This window comes from Saccharopolyspora sp. 7B (genome assembly GCF_020177435.1).
Taxonomy (GTDB): domain Bacteria; phylum Actinomycetota; class Actinomycetes; order Mycobacteriales; family Pseudonocardiaceae; genus Saccharopolyspora_C; species Saccharopolyspora_C gregorii.
Genome location: NZ_JAIUKC010000032.1, coordinates 1 through 17,902, shown reverse-complemented (window position 1 = coordinate 17,902; position 17,902 = coordinate 1). Strand labels below are relative to the sequence as shown.

Below are 17,902 nucleotides of genomic sequence, written 5' to 3'. Positions count from 1 at the left end.
ATCAGCGCAGCGGGGCGCGGGCCCAGCCGACGGCGGTCTTCACCCCGTCCACGTTCTCCACCCAGACCTCGCTCTCCAGATGCCGCTGCCCCTCGTGCTCGATGGCGCCCAGCACCGCGCCGCGGGCGGTGACCTCCTCGTCCACGTAGAACGGGTGCACGAACTTCACCGCCAGGTGCCCGCCGTCGATCCACGCGCCGCCGTGGAACGCGGTGAGCATCTCGGAGAGGTAGCCGACCTGCTGCATCGCCTGGGCGACGGTGCGGTCCATCCCGGAGCGCCGCGCGCCCGCCGCATCGGTGTGGATGTTGGAGAACCCGCGGCCGCCCCAGGAGAAGACGTACATCTGCTCCTGCGAGATCTTCTTGCGCACCGGCCGGATCGGGGTCCGCTCGTCGAGGTCCCCGCTCGCCGCGGCGGCCGGGGCGACGTCGAGGAGCTCGCCGGTGACCAGCCGGGACGGGGCCGGCGCGGTGCTGCCGCCCACCACGTCGGCGGCGTGCACCCGCATGATCTCGGTGCCGCGGTGGCGCAGCAGCAGCCTGCCGTCGGCGCCTCGGGCTTCGGCCTCCATCACGACGTAGCCGTTGCCGCGCCGCACCTCGGTGTGCACGTACCGGCCGCTGAGGGTGACGGTCTCGCCGATCACGACCGGCGAGTGCAGCGAGAGCTCCTCGTGGGTGTGCAGCCCGCGCGCCGTGTTGCCGTCGTAGGCGGCGTAGAACAGGAACAGCAGCTCGTTGGACAGCACCGCGGGACTGGCCGCCGGTCGCCCGTCCGCGGCGGTGAGCCGCCCGGCTCCGTCGTCGTCCTGGGCGAAGGCGTAGTTGCGCACCATCCGCTCGTCGACGACCACGTCGAACGGGCCGAACACCTCCGGGACCTCGATGTTCTCGAAGATCGCTTCCTTGGTTCCGGTCCACCACCGGTTCATGGCCAGCTCCTCTGGGCGTGGGGCATCGCCGTCCCGCGGCGGGCGGGACGTGGCGACGGGGTGCGCGGCTCGTGCCGCGAGGGGTCAGGTGTCGAGCCGGACGACGAACGGGAATTCCGGCCGGGTCCAGCTCCGGGCGTGCTCGACGGCGCGCCCGGTGTCGTCGTGCGTGGTCCGGTGCGCCTCCACCAGCGGGGCGCGCACGGCCACCTCCAGCAGGCCGGCGAGCTCCTTCGTCGCGGCGCAGGCGGTGATCTCCTGCTCGGCCCAGCTGACCGCGACGCCGCAGCGCTCGGCGAGGGTGCGGTACAGCGAGCCCGCGACCAGCTCGGCGCGGGCGAGTCCGGGGGCGGCGGCGACCGGCACCCAGGACTCCTGCACGGCCGCGGGCGTTCCGTCGACGGTGCGGAGCCGGACGAGCCGGACCGCTTCCGCCGCATCGTCGAGGTCGAGGACCTCGGCGATCTCGCCGGGCGGGACGAGCACGGCGCGGCGGATCTCGGTGGTGACCACGTCCTCGGTGACCTCGTCGCCGAAGGGCACCAGCCGGTTCAACCGCCGGGACCGGGCGCGCCGCGGGGCCACGAAGCTGCCCGCGCCGCGCCTGCGCACCACCAGCCGTTCCCGCACCAGCGCGTCGAAGGCCTGCCGGACCGTCATGCGGCTGACGCCGTAGCGCTCGGCGAGTTCCTTCTCGCTCGGCAGCCGGCTCTCGGGGGCGAGCGCGCCGGTGTTGATCCGGTCGAGCAGGTCGTCTCGGATGACCTCGTACATCGGGCGCGTGGCCACGGCGGGGAACTCCTCGGGGTGGTGTGATCGGCTCTCAGGGTATCCGCCCGGTGCGGACGCTCAGGTCCGCCGCGGGGCGGTTTCGGGGGCTTCGGCGCGCGCCCAGCCGACGGTGCTGAGCTTGCCGTCGGCGCGGCGCACCCACACTTCGACGTCGATCGCGAGGCGCCCGGGGCCCGCTTCCTGCACGGCCGTGACGGCACCGCCCACCTCCAGGGGTTCGAAGACCTCGACGGGGTTGATGAACTTGACCCGCAGCCATCCACCGGTGAACAGGTCGGCGCCGAAGAAGCGGGTGAGCATCCCGGTGATCAGCCCGCACTGCTGCTGTCCCTGCACGATGGGGATGCGCAGCCCTGCCTCCCTGGCCACGGCCAGGTCGCTGTGGGTGTTGCGGACGTACTCGCCGCAGCGGGAGAACACCGACGCCTGCTCCTGCGTGATCGTGACGTGCAGCGGCGGCAGCGGCGCCCCGGGCCGCACGGTCGGCGTTCCGGCGACCGCGGTGGGGGCGTCCGGGTCGAAGGTGCCGTCGACGGTCCCGGCCGTGCCGCCACCACCGGTCCGGTTGCGGCCTGCGACGTCACCGGGCCGGGTGCGCAGTATCTCGACGCCGCGGTGCCGCAGGATGCCGCGTCCGTCGGCGGCGGTGGCGCTCGCCTCCATCACCACGTAGTCCTGGCCGCGCCGGGTGTAGGAGTCCACGTAGGACCCGGCCAGCACCACCTCCTCGTCGAGGTGCGCGGGCCCGTCGAACCACAGCTGCTCCTCGGTGTGCAGCCCGACGGTGCGGCTCGCCCGGTAGGCGGTGGTGAACAGCTGCACGAGGTCGTTGGACAGCAGCCCCGCGTGCGCGATGCGGCCGCCGAACGGGCTCGGGCCGAAGTGCCACGGGTGGTGGTCGTCCTGGGTGAACGCGTACCGCTTGATCTTGTGGTCGTCGACGAGGACGGTGACGGGCCCGAAGTGCTCGGGGATGCTCAGGTTCTCGAAGACCGGTTCCTTGAGCCCGGCCTCGTGGTCCACGCCGTGGGCGACCGCGCGCGGATCGGTCAGATCTCGCCAGGTCATGCGGTTCTCGCTTCCTGTCGGGGGTCAGATCACGCCGTCGGCGCGCAGCGCGGCGAGCTCGTCGGCGTCCAGGCCGAGCAGCCGCGGGTAGACCTCGGCGTTGTCCTCGCCGGGCAGCGGCGGTGCTTTGCGGACCGAGCCGGGCGTGCCGCCGAGCTTGAGGGCGAGCCCGGGCAGCACGAGGGTGCCGAGCTCGGGGTGCTCCACCTCGATCATCATGTCCCTGGCCCGCACCTGCGCCGAGTCGGTCGCCTCGGCGACGCTGTTGACCGGGGAGTACGGCACGCCCGCCGCGGCGAGCAGCTCCCCGATCCGCTCCGAGGTGTGCCGCCGGGTGAAGCCGCGCACCACGTCGTCCAGCGCTTCGACGTGCACCAACCGGGCTTCCTGGTCGGCGAACCGCGGGTCGCCGGTCAGCTCGGGCATCCCCATCGCGGCGGCGAGCCGCGGGAACAGCGCGTCGGTGCCCGCGTGCAGGTACAGGTACCCGTCGGCGGTGGGATAGGCGTTGGCGGGCACCGTGATGTGGTCCCGGTTGCCGGTGCGCCCGACCTCCTCGCCGAGCATCCGCCAAGCCGCGGGCAGCGTGCCCATGCAGGAGAACAGCGCGTCCAGGCAGGAGATGTCGACGTGCTGGCCGTCTCCGGTGCGGGCACGGGCGGCGAGCGCCATCATCGCGCCCATCACGCCGTGGAAGGCGGCGATGTGGTCGGCGACGAACGCCCCGGCCATCGTGGGCGGGCCGTCGGGCGTGCCGGTCATGCTCATCAGCCCGGAGGCGGCCTGCGCGATCGCGTCGAACAGGGCGCGGTCCCGGTTGGGGCCGGTCTGGCCGAACCCGGAGATCGACACGAGGACGGCACGCGGGTCGAGCTCGTGGATCCGCTCCCAGCCGAGGCCCATCTTCGCGAGCGTTCCGGGCCGGAAGTTCTCCACCACGACGTCGCTGCCGCGCACGAGTTCTTCCAGCACTCCCAGCGCTTTCGGGTGCCGGGTGTCGAGGGTGATGCCGTGCTTGCTGCGGTTGTAGTTGAGCGTGTAGAGGCTGTGCCCGCGGTGGTGCGGCACGTTGCGCCGCGAGTCCTCGCCGCCGGGCCGCTCGACCTTGATGACCTCGGCGCCCATGTCGCCGAGGATCTGGCAGCACAGCGGTCCGGCGATGAACCGGGACAGGTCGAGCACCCGCAGCCCGTCCAGCGGTGGCGCGGTCATCGCACTCCTCCCCCGTCGACGGCGGGTGCGGCGGCGGGTGCGTCGGTGCCACCGGTGCCGTCGATGTCGAGCCTGCTGGTCTCCGGCGCCAGCCACGCGCACACCAGTCCGATGAGGACGAATCCACCGGTGATCGCGGCGACCGGCCACGGATCGCCGCCGGTGGCCAGCAGCAGCGCGGTGGAGGCGGCGGGCCACAGCCCGATCAGGATGCCGGGCAGCTGCGCGGCCAGCGAGATGCCGGTGTAGCGGACCTTGGTGCCGAACAGCTCCGCGAAGAACGCCGGTTCCACGCCGTACATCGGCCCGACCGAGAGCACGTAGAAACCCACGTAGACCACGAACATCAGCGCTACCGACCCGGTGTCGAGCGCCCAGAAGAACGGGAACACCAGCACCAGCCCGGCGACCGCGCCGAACGCGAACACGGCGCGCCTGCCCCAGCGGTCGGAGGCGAGCCCGGAGGCGCCGTAGCCGAACAGCGCGAGCACCGCGGCGACCGTCCCGGCCAGCAGCACGTCGGTCTCGGGCAGGTCGGTGTAGCTCGTGGCGTAGGCCAGCCCGATGGTGAGGATGAGGTAGCCGGCGAAGACCTCGCCGAGCCGCATCCCCATCGCCAGCAGCAGCGGCCGCCGGAAGTGCCGCAGCACCTGGCCCAGCGGCGGCTTCTCCGCCGCGTCGGCGTCGGCGTCGAGGCTGCGCTGCGCGGCCTGGAAAGCGGGCGTCTCGGTGAGCTTGAGCCGGATGACCATGCCCAGCGCGATCAGCACCCCGCTGAGCAGGAACGGCACCCGCCAGCCCCAGGACATCAGCTGCGGTTCGGGCAGCGTGGACACCCAGGCGAAGACGCCGGTGCTCAGCACGAGTCCGACGGCGTTGCCGATCTGCGGGAAGGTGCCGTAGAGGCCGCGCTTGCCCGGGGGCGCGAACTCGACGGCGACCAGCGAGGCCCCGCCCCACTCGCCGCCGACGCCGAGCCCCTGCACCAGACGGCACAGCACCAGCAGCACCGGTGCCCAGATCCCGATGACCGCGGCGGTGGGCAGCAGCCCGATGAGGAACGTCGCCGTCCCCATCATCAGCAGCGTGGTGACCAGTGCGGCCTTCCGGCCGATCTTGTCGCCGAGGTGCCCGAACACGATGCCGCCGACGGGGCGGGCGAAGAAGCCGACGCCGAACACCGCGAACGCGGACAGGGTGCCGACGACCGGGTCGTCGCCGGGGAAGAACAGCGTGCCGAACACCAGCGCGGAGGCGGTGCCGAAGATGAAGTAGTCGTACCACTCCACGGCGGTCCCGACGAGGCTGGCGAACGCCGCGCGCCGCGTCAGCCGCCGCCGGTCGGGGGCGTGCTCCGGTGGGGAGGTGGGTGGTGGGCCACTGACCATGTGCTGACTCCGTTGTCGCTGTGGTTCAGGTGTCGTCGGCCGGTCCGGTCGCGGCAGGTGCGCGCGTCCGGCGCCTGCGCCGCGGAGCGCGCCGGGATCTCCGCTGGTCGTGCGCGGGGTGCTCGACGATGCCCGGTCATCGCACCGAACAAAAGACTAGACAACTAGCCGTTTCGAGCTACAGTAAAGCCCGACGCACCGCCCCGGTCAAGGGGCGACCCGCCCGGCGCGAGCCGGCCGAGGAGGAACCCCGCGCACCCCCTGGAGATCCGGACACCGGCCGGGGCGGAGCCGGGACGCGAACCCGCCGCGCGCCACCGGCGGACCTGCCCAACGCGAAGTGAGGATGCACGGATGTCGGACAAGCCCACCGGCGGTCAGCTCGTCGTGACGATGCTCGAATCGCTCGGGATCACCCACGTCTTCGGCGTGGTCGGCGGCCAGACCCTCGCGATCACCGACGCGCTCATCGACACCCCGTCGATCGAGTTCGTGCACACCCGGCACGAAGGCGCCGCCGCGGTCATGGCCGACGCGCACGGCCGCCGCACCGGGCGGCCCGCGGTCGCCATCGCCACCACCGGCCCGGGTGCCACGAACCTGCTCACCGGGGTCGGCGGGGCGTTCCGCGACTCCAGCCCGGCGATCATCATCACCTGCAACAACAACGGCGAGAACATCCACAAGGACGACGCGCAGAACGCCGATCACGTGCAGATCTTCGCGCCGTTCACCAAGTTCTCCCGCCTCGTCGCGCACGACTCCTCGATCAAGCAGGCGATGGAGGAGGCCTACGTCAACGCCATGACCGGCAATCCCGGGCCGGTGCACCTCGACTTCGCCCGGGACACCATCGAGCAGGTGCTCGCCGACGCGCCCGAGGTACCCGCGGTGCACCCGGCGCGTTCCTGGGTCGAGGACCGGCCGGTCGCCTCCCCCGCCCGCATCGCCGAGATCGCCGAACGGGTGCTCGCCGCGGAACGCCCGGTGATCTGGCTCGGCAACGGCGGCAACCGGTCCCGCGGCGGCGCCGAGGTGCTGGCGCTGGCCGAGGCGCTCGGCATCCCCGTCGTCACGACCTTCAACGGGATCGGCGCGGTGCCCACCACGCACCCGCTGGTGTTCGGCGCGCTGTCCCGGATGGGCACCAACCTCAGTTCGCGGGTCGTCGCCGAGTCGGATCTGGTGCTGGCGCTGGGCAACAGCCTCAACGCGGTGTCCACCGGGCGGTGGCGGCTGCGGCTGCCGCAGGTCGTCCAGGTGGACGTGGACCCGGCGATGATCGGGCGCTACTACGCGGAGAGCACCACCGGCGTCGTCGGCGATCTCGCCGCGTTCAGCCGCGACCTGCGCACCGCCACCGCCGACCGCGCCGAGCAGGCCCGCGCCGGACGCGTCGGCTGGCTCGACGAGCTGCAGGGCGCCGAACGCGAGTGGTGGGCGCGCTCGGAATCCCGCGCACCGGTCACCGCCGGCACCATCGCGCCCGCCGCCGCGGTCCGCGCGCTGCGCGAGGTCGCTCCCGCCGAAACGGTGCTGATCCCGGACGCGGGCAACCCCGGCGTGTGGTCGTTCCTGTGGGAGATGGACCTGCCGCACCGCTACCTCAAGCCCGTCGGCTTCGGGAACATGGGCTTCGCGCTGCCCGCGGCCATCGCCTGCGCCGCCGCCGACCCGGAATCCCCGGTGCTGGCGCTGATCGGCGACGGTTCGCTGGGCATGAGCCTCGGCGAGCTGGAGACGCTGGCCCGCACCGGCGGCCCGGTCGTGCTGGTCGTCCTCAACGACTCCAGCTACGGCAACATCCGACAGGAGCAGGAGCTGCACTTCGACGGCCGCACCACCGGCGTCGACTTCGGCGACGTGGACTTCGCCCGGGTCGCCGTCGGGATGGGCGTCGCCGCCGCGCGCGTCACCGAGGTCGACGAGCTCCTGACCACCGCGAAGGACGCGTTCGCCACCGGCCGCCCGTTCCTGATCGACGTGGTGCTGGACCGCGCGGCCAACGCCTGGACCTATCCCGCGTTCACCCCGCACCGCCCGCAGAGCTGAGCCGATCGGACTTCGCGCTCGCTCCGCGCGGCGGAACCACCGCGCGCACCGCGGCGCACCATGGGAACGCCGGGCGACGCGGCCCGGCGGCACGAGGAGGAGGGCGACGATGCCATCCGGATCACCCGGCCCGCTCGACGGGCTGAAGGTCCTGGACCTGTCCCGGTTCATCGCGGGGCCGATCTGCGCGCAGATCCTGGCGGACTTCGGCGCGGAGGTCGTCAAGGTCGAACGCCCCGGCGGTGAGGACGCGCGCCACCACGAGCCCTACTACGAGGGCGAGAGCGTCTACACGATGCTCTACAACCGCAACAAGCACGGCGCCACCCTCGACACCCGCCACCCCGAGGCGCTCGCCGTGCTCGAAGACCTGGTGCGCTGGGCCGACGTGGTGGTGGAGAACTACCGGCCCGGCACGGTCGAGCGGATGGGCCTCGGCTACGAGCGGATGGTGGAGCTCAAACCGGACGTCGTGCTGGTGTCGATCTCCGGCTACGGCCAGACCGGGCCGCTGTCCCAGCGGGCGCTGTTCGACGCGATCTCGCAGGCCTCCTCCGGGCTGATGTCCATCACCGGGGAGGCCGACGGGAAACCGACGCTGACCGGCACCTACATCGCCGACTACGTCACCGGCTACCAGGCGGCGATCGGCGCGTTCGCCGCGATCGCGCACCGCAAGGCCACCGGGGAGGGCCAACGAGTCGACGTGGCCTCGCTGGACTCGATGTTCGCGACGCTGGGCACCCGGTTGATCGCGCACCTGATGCTGGACCTGGACATGCCGCGCAGCGGATCGCGCGACCTGCTCACCGCACCGGTCAACGTGTATCCGGCGCTCGACGGAGACGTGTACGTGCAGGCGGGCACCAACGGCCTGTTCCCGAAGCTGTGCCGCGCCATCGGCCGGGAGGACCTGCTGGAGGTGCCCGAGTACCGCACCGTCGCGGGCCGGATGGCCGATCAGGAACCGCTGGAGCGGGCCGTCGCCGAGTGGGCGGCGCACCGCAGCTGCGCCGAGATCGGTGCGGTGCTCGGCGACGCGGGCATTCCCTGCGCCAAGGTGGCGACCGTCCCCGAGGTCGCCGCCTCCCCGCAGATCGCCGCCCGCGACATGGTCGTGGACGTCGAACACCCGGAGCTGGGACGGCTCCGGCTGCCCGGCAACCCGGTGAAGATGGACAAGAGCCCGCCCACCACCCGCAAGGCACCGCCGACGGTCGGCGAGGACAACGACTACGTCTACCGGGAACTGCTCGGTCGCAGCGCCGAGGAGCTGGCGCGGCTGCGGGACGGCGGTGCGGTGTGAGCGGGCGCCGATGAACCGGGGTGCGCGCTGCGTCGTCGCCGTCGACGTGGGCACCTCCGCGATCCGCGCGGCCGCGGTCGACGCGGAGGGGGCGATCCGCGGCCGCGCTCGGGTGGAGCGGCCGGCGGGGAGCGGTGAGCGGTTCGACGCGGAGCGCTTGTGCGCCGACGTGGCCTCGACGCTCGCCGCCCTCCCCCGCTCGCCGGTCTCGGCGCTGGTGGTCTCCGCCCACCTGGGCGTGGTCGCGGTGGACGAGCGGCTGCGGCCGGTGGACGAGGCGGGCGGCTGGTCGGATCCGCGCGGGCTCGACGAGCTGCGCGCGGTCGACCCGGGGCTGCGGGACGCGCTGCTGCGGGCGGCGCGGCGCCCGGCGATCACCGGTGGCGCGCTGGCCCGCGCGCTCGCGCTGCGCCGCGATCCGGCGGTGGCCTCCCGGGTGCGCCACCTGCTGAGCCCGAAGGACTTCCTCGTGGCCCGGTTGACGGGCCGGGTCGGCACGGACCCGGTGCACGCCGCGTACACGCTGCTCGCCGACGTGCCGGGCCGGACGTGGAACGTGCCCGCGGTGGAGGCGCTGGGCATCGACCCGCGCTGGCTGCCGGAGCAGGTCCGGGCGGCCGACGTCCTCGGCGAGGTGCACCGGGAGGCCGCAGCGCGCTGCGCGCTGCCCGCGGGGACCCCGGTGCTGGCAGGCGGGCCGGACGGGTCGATCGGCATCGGCTTGCTGCTCGGGTCGCACGTCGGGGGCATCGCCGACGTCGCGGGCACCACCGATGTCGTGGGGCGGCTGCTCGACGACACCTCGGCTCCACCGTCGGCGCTGCTCAACCCGGCGCTGCTCGGGGATCGCTGGGTGGCCGGGGGCGCCACCGGCATGACGGGCGGTGCGGTCGCCGGGTGGCGCGAGCTGGTCGGGCCGGTGGCGGACGAGGACGTGGCCGCGGTGCCGCCCGGCGCCGACGGGCTGCGGATGCTGCCCGCGACCACCGGCAGCCGGTTCCCGCGCTGGCGGCCCGAGGAACGTGGCGCGCTGCTCGGTCAGGAACCGGCGCACTCGGCGGCGCACCTGGTGCGCGCGGCCCAGGAAGGCGCCGCGTTCGCGGTGCGCGAGGGCGTGGACCTGCTCGACCCGCCGGAGTCCGGGCGGCTGCCGGTGCTGCTGGCCGGTGGCCTCACCCGCTCACCGGTGGCGACGCGGCTGCGCGCGGACGTGCTGGGGCGGCCGGTGCTGGTGTGCGCCGAACCGGACGTGACGCTGCTCGGGGCCGCGGCGGTGGGCCTGGTCGGCACGGGCGCGACCGCCGACCTGGACGAAGCGCGGTCGCTGCTGGGCTGCGAGCTGCGGCGGGTCGAGCCCGATCCGGTGCGGGCGCGCCGGTACGAGGAGCTGTTCGCCGGGTGGCTCGCCGACCGGGAGGGCACACCGAGCTAGCCGACGCGGCCCGCTCACCCGGTCGGCACCGGCTCGGCGGTGAGGGCCCGCGCGGTCTGCCGCGCGATCTCCAGGTCCTCGCGGGATTCGACGACGACGCTGCGCACCCGGGCACCCGCCTCGCCGATGTCGGCGTCCGCGTCGGCCGCCGCGTTGCGCTCCGGGTCCACCGCCACCCCGAGGAAGCCGAGCCGGTCCGCGACCTCGGCGCGCAGCCGCGGCTGGTGCTCCCCCACGCCGCCGGTGAACACCAGCAGGTCCAGCCCGCCCATCGCCGCGACCATGGCGCCCGCGTGCCGCACCAGCGAGTGCACGTACACGTCGTAGGCGAGTTCGGCGTCCTGGTCGCAGTCGGCGCTCGCGGTCAGCACGTCCCGCAGGTCGCCGGACCCACCGGCGAGCCCGGCCAGCCCGGACCGCGTCCGCAGCGCGGTGCACAGCTCGTCCACCCCGACCTTCCCGCTGGTCAGCAACCACTCCAGCAGTCCCGGATCGACCGAACCGCTGCGGGTCGCCATCACCAGTCCCTCGTCCGGGGTGAAGCCCATGGTGGTGTCGACGCAGCGCCCGTCGCGCACCGCCGCCAGCGACGCGCCCGCGCCGAGGTGGCAGCTGAGCACCCGCCCGCCGGTGAGCCCGGCCAGTTCGGCGCCGCGCCGGGACGCGTAGCCGTGGGAGAGGCCGTGGAAGCCGTACCGGCGCAGCCCCCACCGCTCGTTCCACTCCTTCGGCAGCGCGTAGGTGCGGGCCGCCTCCGGCAGCGTGGTGTGGAACGCGGTGTCCACGCACGCCACCGCCGGGGTGCCGGGCGCGCACTCGGCGGCGGCGCGGATCGCGTCGAGCGCGCGCGCCTGGTGCAGCGGCGCGAGCTCGGTGAGCTCGGACAGGTAGCGCAGCAGCGCCTCGTCGAGCACCGCGGGCCCCTGCAGCTTCGGGCCGCCGTGCACCACGCGGTGCCCGATGGCCTGCGCGCCGTGCTCGTGGAAGAAGTCCCGGACCGGGTCCGGCTCGCCCCGCCAGTGCTGCACGTCGTGCCCGGCGACCTGTTCGTCGTCGTGCAGCAGGCGCAGCTTGAGGCTGCTGGATCCGGCGTTGACCGTCAGCACCCGCATGATCAGCTCCACTTCCAGTCGCGGACTTCCGGCAGGTCCTCGCCGTGCGTGGTGACGTACCGCCGGTGTTCGACGAGCTTGCCGAGCAGTTCCTCCCGCGCGTGCGCCGCCCGGTACCCGAGTCCGGGGACGCGGTCGATGACCTCGATGGCGAGGTGGAACCGGTCGATCTCGTTGAGCACGCACATGTCGAACGGGGTCGTGGTGGTGCCCTCCTCCTGGTAGCCGCGCACGTGCAGGTTCGCGTGGTTGTGCCGCCGGTAGGTCAACCGGTGGATCAGCCACGGGTAGCCGTGGTAGTCGAAGATCACCGGCTTGTCGGTGGTGAACAGCGCGTCGAACTCCACATCGGACAGCCCGTGCGGGTGTTCCCGCGCGTCCTGCAACCGCATCAGGTCCACCACGTTGACCACCCGCATCCGCAGCTCGGGGAACCGGCGGCGCAGCAGGTCCACGGCGGCGAGGGTCTCCATCGTCGGCACGTCCCCGGCGCAGGCCAGCACCACGTCCGGTTCGCCGTCGCGGTCGGTGCTCGCCCACTCCCAGATGCCGATCCCCTTGGTGCAGTGCACTTCCGCGTCGTCCACGCCGAGGTACTGCGGGGCGGGCTGCTTGCCTGCGACGACGACGTTGATGTAGTCCCGGCTGCGCAGGCAGTGGTCGGCGACCGACAGCAGCGTGTTGGCGTCCGGGGGCAGGTAGACCCGCACGATCTCGGCCTTCTTGTTCACCACGTGGTCGATGAACCCGGGGTCCTGGTGCGAGAAGCCGTTGTGGTCCTGGCGCCACACGTGCGAGGTGAGCAGGTAGTTCAGCGAGGCGATCGGCTGCCGCCACGCCAGCCCGGTGCTCACCTTCAGCCACTTCGCGTGCTGGTTAAGCATCGAGTCCACCAGGTGCGCGAACGCCTCGTAGCAGGAGAACAACCCGTGCCTGCCGGTGAGCAGGTAGCCCTCCAGCCAGCCCTGGCAGGTGTGCTCGGACAGCACCTCCATCACCCGCCCGTCCGGGGCGAGCGAGTCGTCGCCCGGGTCGGGCTCCCCCATCCACGCGCGGGAGGTCGCCGCCAGCACGGCGCCGAGCCGGTTCGAGTTGTTCTCGTCCGGGGAGAACAGCCGGAAGTTCGCGGCGAGCCGGTTGCGGGTCAGCACGTCCCGCAGGAACTCGCCGAGCACCCGGGTCGCCTCCCCGCTGGTGGCGCCCGGTTCGGGCACCGGTACGCCGTGCTCGCGGAAGTCCGGCAGCCGCAGCCCGCGCAGCAGCAGGCCGCCGTTGGCGTGCGGGTTGGCGCTCATCCGCCGCGTGCCGCTCGGGTTGAGCCGCCGGATCTCCTCGACCGGCGCGCCGTCGGCGGTGAACAGCTCCTCCGGCCGGTAGCTGCGCAGCCAGTCCTCCAGCTGCCGCAGGTGGTCCGGGTCGCCGCGCGGGTCGGAGAGCGGGATCTGGTGCGCCCGCCAGGTGCCTTCGACCTGCTGCCCGTCCACCACATCGGGCCCGGTCCAGCCCTTCGGGGTGCGCAGCACGATCATCGGCCAGCGCGGGCGCTCCACCACGCCCTCGTGCCGGGCGCGGTAGCGGATGCGGTCGATCTCGTCGAGGCAGCCGTCGAGGGCCGCGGCGAAGGACCGGTGCATCACCGCCGGATCGGACCCGGACACCACGCGCGGTTCGTAGCCGTAGCCGCGCAGCAGCTCCAGCAGCTCGTGCTCGGGGATGCGGGCCAGCACCGCCGGGTTCGCGATCTTGTAGCCGTTGAGGTGCAGCAGCGGCAGCACCGCGCCGTCCCGCGCCGGGTCGAGGAACTTGTTGGAGTGCCAACCGGCCGCGAGCGGCCCCGTCTCCGCCTCCCCGTCGCCGACCACGCAGGCCACCGTCAGATCCGGGTTGTCGAACGCGGCGCCGTAGGCGTGCGCCAGCGAGTAGCCGAGTTCGCCGCCTTCGTTGATCGACCCGGGCGTCTCCGGTGCGGCGTGGCTGGGAATGCCGCCGGGGAAGGAGAACTGGGTGACCAGCCGCTGCAACCCCGGCACGTCCTGCGCGACGTCCGGGTAGATCTCGCCGTAGGTGCCTTCCAGCCAGGTCGCGGCGACCACGCCCGGCCCGCCGTGCCCCGGGCCCGTCACGTAGATCATGTCCAGGTCGCGGCGGCGGATGGCGCGGTTGAGGTGCGCGTACAGGAAGGTCAGTCCGGGCGTGGTGCCCCAGTGGCCGAGCAGTCGCGGCTTGACGTGCTCGGGTCGCAGCGGTTCCCGCAGCAGCGGGTTGCCCATCAGGTAGATCTGCGCCGCGGACAGGTAGTTCGCGGCCCGCCACCACTGGTCGACGCGCTGGAGTTCGCGCGCGTCGAGGTCGGCGGGTGCGTCGGCGGTGAGGGTGGCCATCCGGAACCTCCGGGGAACGCCGTGCGGGATCGCTTCACCCCGCAGCGTTCCCAGCCCGCCGCCGCCGCAATCCCCGCTCTCGCCGGAGATCGATCAGGACTGTCGGGCCGCGGTCCGGTCAGAGGTGCACGACTCGGCCTTCGGCGGCGGAGCGGCGGGCCGCTTCGATGATCTCCAGCCCGGTGATGGCGTCGGCCGGGTCCACCGGCGGTGCCGAACCGTCGCGCAGCGCGGTGACCAGCAGGTCGTAGAACTCCGGGTAGGCGCCCGGTTCGGTCGGCACCCGCCGCGACTCCTCGACGGTGCCGAGCTCGCCCCACAGCGACTCCGCTTCGACACCCCAGTCCGCGCCGGGCAGCGCCCCGCTCTTCAGCGCCGCCTCCTGCGGGTCGAGCCCGTACTTGGTGTAGCCGGCGCGGTCACCGAGCACCCGCAGCCGCGGGCCGTGCTGGGCGCTGAACTTGCCGACCCACAGGTGCGAGCGGACGCCGCCGGTGTGGGTCAGCGCGAGGAAGGTGTCGTCGTCCACCGCGCTGCCGGGGCGGCGCGCGTCCACTTCGGCGTAGACGCTCGCGACCGGGCCGAACAGGGCCAGCGCCTGGTCGATGAGGTGGCTGCCCAGGTCGTAGAGCACGCCGCCCGCCTCCTCGGGCCCGCCGGATTCGCGCCAGCCGGTCTTCGGCGTCGGCACCCAGCGCTCGAACCGGGACTCGAAGCGGTGCACCGCGCCGAGCTCCCCGGCGTCGATCAGCCTGGCGAGGGTGCGGAAGTCGTTGTCCCACCGGCGGTTCTGGAACACGGTCAGCAGCAGGTCACGGCGCCGCGCCTCGGCGACGAGCTCCCGCGCCGCCGCCGCGGTGGGTGCGAACGGCTTGTCCACCACCACGGGCAGCCCGGCGCGCAGCACCTCGGTGGTGTGCTCGACGTGCAGCCGGTTCGGGCTGGCCACCACCACGAGGTCGAGCCCACCGCGGTCGAGCAGCGCGGGCACGCCGTCGACGACGGCGGTGCCGGGGTGCGCGGCGTCGAGCGCGCCGCGCCGCTGCGGGTTCCGGGTGACCACAGCGGACAGTTCGAGCCCCGGGTTCGCCGCGATCAGCGGCGCGTGGAACACCGCCCCGGCGATGCCGTACCCGACCAACCCCACCCGCAGCGCAGCACTCATCCCCCCATTACACCCCGCGGCAGCGGTGACGCGGCGCCCGGGCCGGACACCCCCGCCATTCGGAGCAGAGGACAGGCCGGATTTCAGACGGGGGCTTCTGGGCCGTTCACTTGGCCTGGGGAGACCAACCCGGTCTCATAAGCGGTGATCACCAGCTGGGTCCGCGAGCTCAGGTGCAGCTTCTGCATCACGTGGTACAGGTGCGATTTCACCGTCAGCTCGGCCAGCCCGAGGTTCCGCGCGATGTCGGCGTTCGAGCCGCCGCGCGCGACCTCCAGCAGCACGTCCAGCTCGCGGTTGGTGAGCCCGCTGAGCTCGGTGGAGGCGTCCCGGACGCCGAGCGAGGCGAACCTGGTCAGCAGCCGCCGCGTCACGCGCGGCGCCAGCAGCGCCTCCCCGGCGGCGACGGTGTGCACCGCGCGCACCAGTTCTTCCGGTGGGGCGTCCTTGAGCAGGAAGCCGCTGGCCCCGGCGCGCAGCGCCGCGTACACGTACTCGTCGAGGTCGTGCACGGTGAGCATGATGACCGAGGTCCCGCCCTCGGTGGCGGTCATGATCTCGCGGGCCGCGCTGATGCCGTCCATCCCGGGCATCCGCACGTCCATCAGCACCACGTCGGGGCGCCGCCTGCGCACGGCGGCCACCGCGGCGGCACCGTCCTCGGCTTCGGCGAGAACTCGCAGGTCGGGCTCGGCGGACAGCAGCGCCACCAGTCCCGCGCGGATCATCGCCTGGTCGTCGGCGACGAGCACCGTCGTCTCCGCGGGGTGCTCCACCACGGACCTCCTCGGTTCGGGCCGCCGCGCACCGGCCGGAACCGGCTTCAAATACGGGTCAGGCAAGGTCCGAATTTTCCGGGCACGGTAGCACGGCCGCCAAGTGGAACCCGTTCGAAACCGGGTGCGCGGTGAACGTCCCGCCCAGCAGCGCGACGCGTTCCCGCAGGCCGATGAGCCCGCGGCCCGATCCACCGCCGCGCACCGGGGACAGTCCGGGCACCTTCTCGGCGAGTCCGCGCGCGAAGCTGTCCGGCCCGGTGGCGTGGTTGGTGACCTCCAGGCGCAGCGCGCCGCTGCCGTAGTCCAGCAGGACCCGGGCGTAGCCGCTGCCCGCGTGCTTGAGCACGTTCGTCACGGCTTCCTGCACGATGCGGTAGGCCGCCATCTCCACGCCGGGCCCGAGTTCGCGCACCTCGCCGCGGCGGTCCAGCCGCCACACGACACCGGTGCCGCGCACCGACTCCACCAGGTGGTCCACCCGGTGCAGGCCGGGTGCGGGATGCCGGCCGGGATCGTCGCCGGAAGCGGCGCCCTGCTCCGCGGGTTCTTCGCGCAACCTGCCGAGCAGGCCGCGGAGTTCGCCGAGCGCGGCCCGCGAGGTGTGCTCCAGTTCGCGCAGCGTCTGCTCCGCGTGCCCCGGATCCCGGTCCACGAGCGCCCGGGCGACGCCGGCCCGCAGCGCCACCACGGACAGGTTGTGCGAGACGATGTCGTGGAACTCGCGGGCGATGCGGGCCCGCTCCCCCGCGACCGCCTCGGCCGCGAGCTGGTCCCGCGCCTGGTCGAGCAGTTCCACGGTGTGCTCCAGCTGGGCGGCCCGCTGCCTGCCGAAGCGGACGGCGTAGGCGAGCCCGACGACCATGAACAGGTCGATGGACGCCATCACGGTGCTCACGAACGCGGACAACGGCGGGTCGTACCACGAGTACAGCACCGGCCAGAGCATCGCGAGCACGGTGGCCGTCACGGCCCCCACGGTCCCACTCCGCTGGCAGACCGAGTACACGCCCACCAGGATCGTGAAGTTCAGCGGGTTCTCCGGAACCCCCACCAGGGTCAACGTGGTCGCCGCGGCCAAGCCCGCCAGCAGCGACACCCACGGCCACCTGCGCCGCACCAGCAGCAGCGCGAAGGCGGGCACGGTGACCAGCATCATCGACCACCAGGGCCGCCCGGGCGGCCCTGGTGATTCGAGATGCAGGATCAGGGCGTGCATGACGGTGAACAGCACGACCATGGCGAGGTCGAGCAGGAACGCTCGTTTCACCAACGCATTCGGCACGCCCCGCAGTATGCGCACACCGAGTGCCCGAAATCAGTAGCCGCGGGCGACCCATTCATCGAACTGGGGCAAAACCTCGGCAATCGTCGTGCTCTCTCCGTGACCGGGGTGCACGGTGGTCACCTCGGGCAGCGTGAGCAACCGGTCCCGGATGGACTCGACGAGCACGCCGAAGTCCGAGTAGGACCGTCCGGTGGCGCCGGGCCCGCCCGCGAACAGGGTGTCGCCGGTGAACACGGTGCCCAGGTCCGCCGAGTACAGGCACACCGAGCCGGGCGCGTGCCCCGGGGTGTGCAGCACCTGCAGCCCGGTGCCCGCGACGCCGATGACCTGCCGGTCGGCGAGGGTGCGCTCGGGTTCCCGGTCCGGGTGGGTGAGCTGCCACAGCACCTGGTCGTCGGGGTGCAGGAAGATCGGGGCGCCGACCTCCGCCGCGAGCTCGGGCGCCTTGCGCACGTGGTCGTCGTGGGCGTGGGTGGCGAGGATCGCCAGCACGGTGCGTCCGTCGATCAGCTTCTTGATCGCGTCGACGTCGTGCGGCACGTCGATGACGACGCATTCCTGGTCGTCGCCGACGACCCACGCGTTGTTGTCCACCTGGTGGGTCTCGCCGTCGAGCGAGAAGGTGCCCGACGTCGTGGTGTGGTCGATGCGGGCGCTCATCAGAACACCACCACCGAACGGAGGACCTCTCCGTCGTGCATCTTGGTGAAGGCGGACTCGACCTGGTCCAACGAGATCTCCTCGGTCACGAACTTCTCCAACGGCAACCTGCCCTGCAGATACATCTCCACCAGCATGGGGAAATCACGACTCGGCAGGCAATCCCCATACCACGACGACTTCAACGCACCACCCCGGCCGAACACCTCCAGCAACGGCAACTCCAGCCTCATCTCCGGAGTCGGCACCCCCACCAGCACCACCGTCCCGGCCAGATCCCGCGCGTAGAACGCCTGCTCATACGTCGCAGGCACCCCCACCGCATCGATCACCAGA

General features: G+C 72.9%; 15 protein-coding genes. 3 read left to right on the top strand and 12 right to left on the bottom strand.

Translation table 11 applies throughout. The features are described from left to right. Window position 1 precedes the first annotated feature (1 nt). From LCD33_RS06685 to LCD33_RS06665, 5 genes are all read right to left on the bottom strand, one after another. Complete coding sequence (locus LCD33_RS06685; protein WP_224956262.1) at window positions 2–934, bottom strand: MaoC/PaaZ C-terminal domain-containing protein; 933 nt, start codon at window positions 932–934, stop codon at window positions 2–4. A gap of 84 nt (window positions 935–1,018) precedes the next feature. Then, on the bottom strand, window positions 1,019–1,723 hold the full coding sequence (locus LCD33_RS06680; protein WP_224956263.1) for a GntR family transcriptional regulator: 705 nt from the start codon (window positions 1,721–1,723) through the stop codon (window positions 1,019–1,021). Between the two features lie 60 nt (window positions 1,724–1,783). Then, the gene (locus tag LCD33_RS06675; RefSeq protein ID WP_224956264.1) at window positions 1,784–2,794 is read right to left on the bottom strand and encodes a MaoC family dehydratase; all 1,011 of its coding nucleotides are present in this window, start codon (window positions 2,792–2,794) and stop codon (window positions 1,784–1,786) included. A gap of 24 nt (window positions 2,795–2,818) precedes the next feature. Next, window positions 2,819–4,006, bottom strand: coding sequence for a CaiB/BaiF CoA-transferase family protein (locus LCD33_RS06670; protein WP_224956265.1), 1,188 nt, complete (start codon window positions 4,004–4,006; stop codon window positions 2,819–2,821). Continuing rightward, a complete protein-coding gene (locus LCD33_RS06665) occupies window positions 4,003–5,394 on the bottom strand; it encodes an MFS transporter (RefSeq protein WP_224977623.1) in 1,392 nt (463 codons plus the stop codon). Before LCD33_RS06665 ends, LCD33_RS06670 begins: the two co-directional genes overlap by 4 nt. A 354-nt stretch (window positions 5,395–5,748) precedes the next feature. On the opposite strand from LCD33_RS06665, the gene LCD33_RS06660 reads away from it, so the two are divergent. The 3 genes from LCD33_RS06660 (at window position 5,749) to LCD33_RS06650 (ending at window position 10,184) form a co-directional block, all read left to right on the top strand. Next, window positions 5,749–7,446, top strand: coding sequence for a thiamine pyrophosphate-binding protein (locus LCD33_RS06660; RefSeq protein ID WP_224968291.1), 1,698 nt, complete (start codon window positions 5,749–5,751; stop codon window positions 7,444–7,446). A 109-nt stretch (window positions 7,447–7,555) separates the two neighbouring features. Continuing rightward, entirely contained in the window at window positions 7,556–8,752 is a 1,197-nt protein-coding gene (locus LCD33_RS06655) for a CaiB/BaiF CoA-transferase family protein (protein ID WP_224956268.1), read from the top strand. Between the two features lie 10 nt (window positions 8,753–8,762). Continuing rightward, window positions 8,763–10,184: an FGGY-family carbohydrate kinase gene (locus tag LCD33_RS06650; RefSeq protein WP_224968293.1), complete on the top strand. Its 1,422-nt coding sequence runs from the start codon at window positions 8,763–8,765 to the stop codon at window positions 10,182–10,184. Window positions 10,185–10,198: 14 nt separating this feature from the next. Here the strand turns inward: LCD33_RS06650 and LCD33_RS06645 are convergent, their stop codons facing one another. From LCD33_RS06645 to LCD33_RS06615, 7 genes are all read right to left on the bottom strand, one after another. Next, on the bottom strand, window positions 10,199–11,296 hold the full coding sequence (locus tag LCD33_RS06645) for an acetate/propionate family kinase (protein ID WP_224956270.1): 1,098 nt from the start codon (window positions 11,294–11,296) through the stop codon (window positions 10,199–10,201). A gap of 2 nt (window positions 11,297–11,298) precedes the next feature. Then, window positions 11,299–13,677, bottom strand: coding sequence for a phosphoketolase (locus tag LCD33_RS06640; RefSeq protein WP_224956271.1), 2,379 nt, complete (start codon window positions 13,675–13,677; stop codon window positions 11,299–11,301). Between the two features lie 118 nt (window positions 13,678–13,795). Continuing rightward, entirely contained in the window at window positions 13,796–14,842 is a 1,047-nt protein-coding gene (locus tag LCD33_RS06635) for a Gfo/Idh/MocA family oxidoreductase (protein WP_224977622.1), read from the bottom strand. An 83-nt stretch (window positions 14,843–14,925) separates the two neighbouring features. Next, window positions 14,926–15,618 (bottom strand): response regulator transcription factor, encoded by a 693-nt coding sequence (locus LCD33_RS06630; RefSeq protein WP_224956273.1) that lies wholly within the window; start codon window positions 15,616–15,618, stop codon window positions 14,926–14,928. A 58-nt stretch (window positions 15,619–15,676) separates the two neighbouring features. Continuing rightward, on the bottom strand, window positions 15,677–16,903 hold the full coding sequence (locus tag LCD33_RS06625; protein ID WP_224956274.1) for a sensor histidine kinase: 1,227 nt from the start codon (window positions 16,901–16,903) through the stop codon (window positions 15,677–15,679). 33 nt (window positions 16,904–16,936) lie between these two features. Then, window positions 16,937–17,566: an MBL fold metallo-hydrolase gene (locus LCD33_RS06620; RefSeq protein WP_224956275.1), complete on the bottom strand. Its 630-nt coding sequence runs from the start codon at window positions 17,564–17,566 to the stop codon at window positions 16,937–16,939. After that, window positions 17,566–17,902: zinc-binding dehydrogenase (locus LCD33_RS06615; protein WP_374228426.1), on the bottom strand; the 337-nt coding region annotated here is incomplete at its 5' end. The genes LCD33_RS06615 and LCD33_RS06620, both read right to left, overlap by 1 nt.